This window comes from Desulfolutivibrio sp. (assembly GCF_036584575.1).
Taxonomy (GTDB): Bacteria; Desulfobacterota; Desulfovibrionia; order Desulfovibrionales; family Desulfovibrionaceae; genus Desulfolutivibrio.
On sequence record NZ_JAZHDB010000087.1, the window covers coordinates 1 to 4,862 of the forward strand.

The following is a 4,862-nucleotide window of genomic DNA, read 5'->3' on the forward strand; positions in this document are numbered from 1 at the left end:
CCGGGCGTTGAGGAATCCCTCCAGCCCGACGAAGCTCGGCGTGTCCTCGGGGAAAGAGTGTACGTGGCCACCGGGGGCGGGGCGGGTTCGGGATCGCGGGTGGTCAGAAGCTCCAGCAGAAATTGCGCGGCGGCCTTGTCGATGGGCCGGTTGCCCGAGCCGCATTTGGGAGAGTGTACGCAGGACGGGCAGCCCGTCTCGCATTCGCAGGTGGCGATGACCGCCAGGGTGCGCGACAGGGCCTCCGTGGCCCGGGCGAAGGCCATTTTCGTCAGGCCCATGCCGCCGGGGATGCCGTCGTAGACGAAGACCGCAGCCCGGCCCACCTGCTCGTGCAGGGGGGTGGAGATGCCGCCCAGGTCGTTTCGATCCGTGAGCACCAAAAGGGGCAGGATGCCGATCAGGGCATGCTCCATGGCGTGGATGCCGCCCATGAAGTGGAAAAGCCGCCGGTCCATCTCCTCCTGCACCTCCCGGGGGATGGCGTACCAGAAGCCGTCGGTCTCAAACGTCAGGGGCGGCAGGTCAAGGGGCACGATGCCAAGCAGCGTCCCTCCGCGCACCCGGCGGCGCTCGTAGCCGGTGATCCACTCCGTGACCCGAAGCCGCCCGCAATACACCCTGGCCCCGTAGGCCGTGGCCTGTCCGCTGACCGCCAAAATCTCCGTGGATTTGTGGCCCCGGGCCTTGGTGTAATAGTCGGCCCGGCAGGAAACGGCCGTGACCTTGCGGGTGGCCAGATCCATGTCCGCGATTTCAAAGGTGCGCCCCCGGTGCAGGTAGACGGCCCCCTGGTGGGTCTCGCGGAAGGCCCGGTGCTCGTCGATCTCCCCCAGGGTCTGGCCCTCGGCCTCAATGCGGAAGCGGCCGCCCGTGCCGCGCAGGTTCACGTCGCGGTGGGGGCGCTTGCGGGCCGCGTACCACCGTGACCCGTCCTCGTCGGCCAGCAGCAGGCCCGCGACCGCCAGCCGGTCGCGCTCGGCCCGAAACTCCGGATCGGCCAGATACGGTTCTCCGGCCCGCAGAGGCATCTCGGCCGCGGCGCATTCCAGGTGCCGGGCGGCGATGGCCGGGTTGGCGGGGTTTATGACCGCCGACTCCGGGGGGCGCTCGAAAAAGTCCGCCGGGTTGCGCATGAAATACTGATCCAACGCGTCCTCCCCGGCAATGAGCGCCACGGCGGATTCGCGCCGGGAGCGGCCCACCCGGCCGCCGCGTTGCCAGGTGGACATGACCGAGCCCGGATAGCCGCACAGGACGCACAGGTCCAGGCCGCCGATGTCGATGCCCAGCTCCAGAGCGCTGGTGGAGACCACGGCCAGAAGTTCCCCTGAGGTCATGCGGGCCTCGATCTCCCGACGCTCCTCGGGCAGAAAGCCCGACCGGTAGGCGCTGACCCGGGAGGCGTTCACTCCGTCCTTGCCAGCCTTTTCGGTGAGCCACATGGCGATGAGTTCGGTCATCTTGCGCGACTGGGTGTAGACGATGGTCCGCAGTTCGCGAGTGAGCGCCGCGCGCAGGAGGTTCACGGCGGCGGTGGCGGCGCTGCCCGGGGGATTAACGAAGACGAAGTGCCGGGGGCCGGTGGGCGCGCCGCTGTCGGTGATGGCCGTAACGTCCAGGCCCGTCAGGTCGCGGGCCAGTTGGCCCGGGTTGCCGATGGTGGCCGAGCAGAACACGAAGGCCGGGTGCGCCCCGTAGCGGTCGCAGACCCGGGCAAGCCGCCGGAACACATGGGCCATGTGCGAGCCCATGACCCCCCGGTAGGTGTGCATTTCGTCCACCACGATGTGGGTCAGGCCCGCGAAGAATGCGGACCAGTTCTCGTGGTGGGGCAAAAGGGCCAGATGCAGCATCTCCGGGTTGGTGAGCAGGATGTTGGGCGGGTTGTCGCGCAGCTTGCGCCGAAAATGGGATGAGGTGTCGCCGTCGAAGATGGCCGCCCGGGGCCTGGCCGAGGGCGGCAGGGGGGCGAGCAGTTCCTCGATGACCCGCAACTGGTCCTGGGCCAGGGCCTTTAAGGGGAAAAGAAACACGGCCCGGGATTCGGGGTCGCGCAGGAATTGTTCGATCACGGGCAACAGGTAGATGAGCGACTTTCCGCTGGCCGTGGGCGTGGCCACGGCCACATGCCGCCCGGCCCGGATGAGGTCGCAGGCCGTGGCCTGGTGGGAATAGAGGGCGTCGATGCCCCGGGCGGCCAGAAGCTCGGTCAGGATCGCGGGCCAGGGTCGCAGGGTCGCGGCGGTCTGGGCCTCCCGGCCGGGGATGAGCCGGTGGTGGGCCACGAAGCTGCCCAGGGATTCGGAGGCCAAAAGCGCCCGGATATATTCGGCGATGTCGCGCGTGTCCATGTGGGCGATCAGTCTTGCCCAAAAGCGGTTTTGGGGCAAGGCCCGGCGGTCGGGCCGCCATTGACGACAAAGCCCCCTCCGGGGAGGGGGCTTTGTGGAGTGACCGGCCGGGCCGGACGTCTAGTTGTAGCCTTTGAGGTAGTCGATGTACTCCGGCACGCAGGTGCTGATGGACGGCACGTAGGTGACCAGGATCAGGAAGCCGATGAGCACCATGAGCCAGGGCAGGGCGGCCCGCATGACCCAGGTGATGCTGCGGCCGGTGATGCCTGCGGTGACGAAGAGGTTTAAGCCCACCGGCGGGGTGATCATGCCGATTTCCATGTTGATGACCATGACGATGCCCAGGTGGATGGGGTCGATGCCCAACTGCTGGGAGATGGGAAACAGGATGGGGGCCATGATGAGCAGGATGGCCGAGGGCTCCATGAAGTTTCCGGCGATGAGCAAAAGAATGTTCACCACCAGGAGGAATCCCCAGGCTGGCAGGCCCCAGCCCACGATGAGCTCGGCGATGTGGTGCGGGATGCGCTCGGTGGTCAGCACGTGGGCGAAGATCATGGCGTTGGCGATGATGAAAAGGAGCATGACGCTCACCTTCGTCGCCTCCAACAGCACCTTGCGCACCTGCGGATCGGTGGTGGATTTGGGGATGGCCGCCAGAATGGCCCACAGGTTTCGGAAAACCATGGACGCGCCGGACTCTCCGGTTTTTGTCCAGGGTTCGTTTTTCAGCGGCCCCATGTCGCGGTAGATGAACACGGCCACGAAGTAGGCGTAGATCGCGGACAGGGCGGCGGCCTCGGTGGGGCTGCACACGCCGCCGTAGATCGAACCCAGCACGATGACGATAAGCATGATCCCGCCCAGGGCCGAAAAACCCGAGGCGAAGATCTCGCGGAACCCGGACCAGGGCATGGCCGGGAGCTTTTTCACCCGGGCCGTGATGTAGATGGCCAGCATGAGCGAGAGCCCGAGGAGCACGCCGGGCAGGAAACCGGCCATGAACATGCGGGCCGCCGAGACCTGGGTGGCCGCGGAGTAAACAAGCATGACGATGGACGGCGGGATGAGGATGCCCAGGGTTCCGGCGTTGCAGATGACGCCGGCGGCCATGGACTCGCTGTATCCGGCCCGGACCATGCCGCCGATGACGATGCTGCCGATGGCGGCCACGGTGGCCGGCGAGGAGCCGGACACGGCGGCGAAGAGCATGCAGGCCAGGACCGAGGCCATGGCCAGGCCGCCCTTGATGTGCCCCACGCAACTGACCGCGAAGCGGATGAGCCGGTTGGCCACCCCGCCCGTGGAGAGAAAATGCGAGGACAGGATGAAAAACGGAATGGCCAGAAGCGTATAGTGGTCGGACAGGGTGCTGAAGTATTTGAGCGCGATGGAGGCCAGGGAGTCGTTGGAGAAAAAAAGGATGGTGGTGATGCTGGAAAAGCCCAGGGCCAGGGCGATGGGCATGCCCGTCAAAAGACACAGGAACAGTAAACTGAAAAGGACAACCGTGGTCATTTGCCCGCTCCTTGCGCCTTGCTGATCCGTTTGGCCTCCTCGGCCAGTTGCATGCTCTCCTTGGCCTCGTCAGTCAGGGAGAAGCCGGTGGCCTCCCCGGTGATGACCTTGCGAAGGAGCGCCAGGAGGCGCAGGGCGAGAAGCGCAAAGCCCAAAAGCAGCATGGCCCCGTGGGCCAGCCAGCGGGGGACGTTCATGTCTTCCAGTTCGATGCCGGTGACCCACATCTTTTTAGCGTAGATCCAGGAGCCGTAGCCGAACAGGCCGCAGTAGGCCAGCCCGGCCAGAATGGCCAGGGTGGTGACCACGCGGGCGGTGTTGGGGTTCAGGGTGCGCACGAAGGCGTCGATGCCGATGTGGGAGCCGACCTTGAGGCCGTAGGGCGCGCCGAGGATGACCATCCAGGCGGCCATGTGCAGGGTCAGTTCCTGAGCCCACATCATGCCGGTGTTGAACACGAAGCGGAGGATGACCTCCACGAACACCAGAAGCGTCGTTGCCGCCATGAGGAAGGTGATGGAACCTTCCTCAAGGCGGTTCATGATTGACGAACCTTGCATCATGCGTCCTGCGGCTATTTGTTGGAGGCCACAGCGGCGTCGATGTTCTTCTGGCCGATGCCCGAGGCGAACTCGGCCCACACGGGCTTCATGGCCTCGACCCACTGCTGCCGCTCTTCGGGGGTGATGGTGATGATCTGGGTGCGGCCGGAGTCGGCGATCTTCTTCTTGTCTGCGATGTCCTTGTCGGCGGAAACCTTGTTGCCGTAGGCGGTGGCTTCCTTGATGCAGGCCTCGAGTTCGGTGCGCACGTCGGCGGGCAGGCCGTTCCAGAACTCGGCGGAGGTCACGAGCATGTAATCGAGCAGGCCGTGGTTGGTCTCGGTGATGTACTCCTGCACCTCGTGCATCTTCTGGGTGTACATGTTGGACCAGGTGTTCTCCTGGCCGTCGATGGCCTTGGTCTGCAGCAGGGTGAAGACCTCGG

At 65.8% G+C, this 4,862-nt stretch carries 4 protein-coding genes; all 4 read right to left on the reverse strand.

Features of this window, described 5'->3' with window-relative positions; translation table 11 throughout:
- On the reverse strand, positions 1-2,354 hold a 2,354-nt coding region (locus tag V3572_RS06775; RefSeq protein ID WP_332110225.1), incomplete at its 3' end, for a DEAD/DEAH box helicase.
- Positions 2,355-2,474: 120 nt separating this feature from the next.
- A complete protein-coding gene (locus V3572_RS06780; protein WP_332110226.1) occupies positions 2,475-3,875 on the reverse strand; it encodes a TRAP transporter large permease in 1,401 nt (466 codons plus the stop codon).
- A complete protein-coding gene (locus tag V3572_RS06785) occupies positions 3,872-4,417 on the reverse strand; it encodes a TRAP transporter small permease (protein ID WP_332110227.1) in 546 nt (181 codons plus the stop codon). Before V3572_RS06785 ends, V3572_RS06780 begins: the two co-directional genes overlap by 4 nt.
- 32 nt (positions 4,418-4,449) lie before the next feature.
- Positions 4,450-4,862 (reverse strand): TRAP transporter substrate-binding protein DctP (gene dctP, locus V3572_RS06790; protein ID WP_332110228.1); only part of this gene is annotated, 413 nt, incomplete at its 5' end.